General features: G+C 71.2%; 2 protein-coding genes. One reads left to right on the top strand and one right to left on the bottom strand.

Features of this window, described 5'->3' with window-relative positions:
- A partial coding sequence (locus tag AC27KI_RS24330; protein WP_487116315.1) for a LacI family DNA-binding transcriptional regulator occupies positions 1 to 667 on the bottom strand: 667 nt, incomplete at its 3' end.
- Positions 668 to 924: 257 nt separating this feature from the next.
- Between AC27KI_RS24330 and AC27KI_RS24325 the strand changes: the two genes are divergently transcribed.
- The coding region (locus tag AC27KI_RS24325; protein ID WP_487116313.1) for a PTS sugar transporter subunit IIA at positions 925 to 1,636 on the top strand (712 nt) is incomplete at its 3' end.

Raw genomic sequence — 1,636 nt, 5'->3', positions numbered from 1 at the left:
GGCCGATGCCGGCCTCGCGCGCTGGGGGCGACCCAGTGTGGATCGGGCGCCAGTACCCGCGTTCGCGCAGTGCATCCGCGTAGCCGGCCTGGCGCTCCTGGCCCGTGGTGCTGTGCGTGCCGGCCAGCACGGCGATGCGGCGGTAGCCGGCGTCCAGCAGGTGTTCGGTGGCCCGCCGGGCGGCCGCGCGGTTGTCCAGCACCACGCGGTCCGCGCGGGTGGTGTCGAGGGCGCGGTCCACCAGCACCATCGGAAACGGCCAGTCGGCGGGCCGCAGGCGCTTGAGGCCTTCCATGGTGGGCGAGAGGATCACGCCGCTGGCCTGCTCGTCGGCCATCAGTTCAAGGTAGGACTGCTCCTTGGCCGGGTCTTCGTCGGTGTTGCACAGGATGAGCCGCAGGCCGTGGCGGTAGGCCACGTCCTCCACCGCGCGGCCCACGTCGGTGAAGAACGGGCTGCGGATGTCCGAGACGATCAGCCCCACCAGCGAGGCCCGCTGCTGGCGCAGGCGCCGGGCCGCCAGGTTGGGGCGGTAGGCGAGCGCGGCGATGGCCTGCTCGACGCGCTCGCGCAGCGGCGTGCGCACGGCGGCGGGGTTCGACAGCACGCGCGATACGGTGGTGGTGGAGACGCCCGCGCGCTCCGCGACGTCCTTGATGCTGGCCAAGCGGCTTTCTCCTACAAAAGAACCCGGCGTTCTGGTATCGATTCCTGAAATTGCTTTGCGACGGCCGATCTTGCCGCCAGCGGCGACCGATCGGTGCGCTGATTTTGCGCTGCCTCGCGGGGGGTGCCGTGGCATTCGTTCATAGGGGATTACCCGAATTTCCATAAGGGAAGGGTGCTTCATGGCCTTGTTCACTCTGAAAAGCGGTTTCATAATCCCGCCCTGGAATCGATACCAAAACAAGGAGACATCGCACCATGTCCACGATCCCGGTCGAGGTCCGCCTGGGCGCCGCGCCCCACAACCGAGAAGACGCCGTGCGCGCCGCAGGCGCCCTGCTGGCCCAGGCCGGCCATGCCCAGCCCGCCTACACCGACAGCCTGCTGCAGCGCGAGAAAGTCGCCAACACCTTCCTGGGCCAGGGCCTGGCCATTCCGCACGGCATGGTCGAGGACAAGCACCTCGTGCGGCGCACCGGCCTGGCCGTGCTGCAGGTGCCGGGCGGTGTGCGCTGGGGCGACGATGCCAAGCAGGCACGCCTGGTGGTGGCCATTGCCGCCGCGTCGGACGAGCACATCGCGGTGCTGCGCCGCCTGACCCGCCTGATGCGCGACGACGCCCTGATGGACCGCCTGGCGACCACGCGCGATGCCGGCGAGATCGTGCGGGCGCTCACGGGCGAGGAGTCCGCAGGGGCGGCCGAGGCCGCCGGGCTGGAGGACTTTCCGCTGGGCCACGAGCTGTCGCTCAACTACCCCAACGGCCTGCATGCGCGCCCGGCCGGGCAGTGGGCGCAGGCGGTCAAGCGCTTCACCGCGCGGGTGCACGTGCGCTGCGGCGACACGGTGGCCGATGCCAAGAACCTGGCCGCGCTGCTGAGCCTGGGGCGCCGGCCGGGGGCGCGCAGTTGCGCCTGTCGGCGCAAGGCCCCGATGCGCCGGCGGCGCTGGCGGCCCTGCGCGACACCAT

This window comes from Acidovorax sp. KPB24-03 (assembly GCF_057546605.1).
The sequence above is the reverse complement of the archived record's forward strand: the minus strand, read 5'-3'. Positions and strand labels throughout refer to the sequence as shown.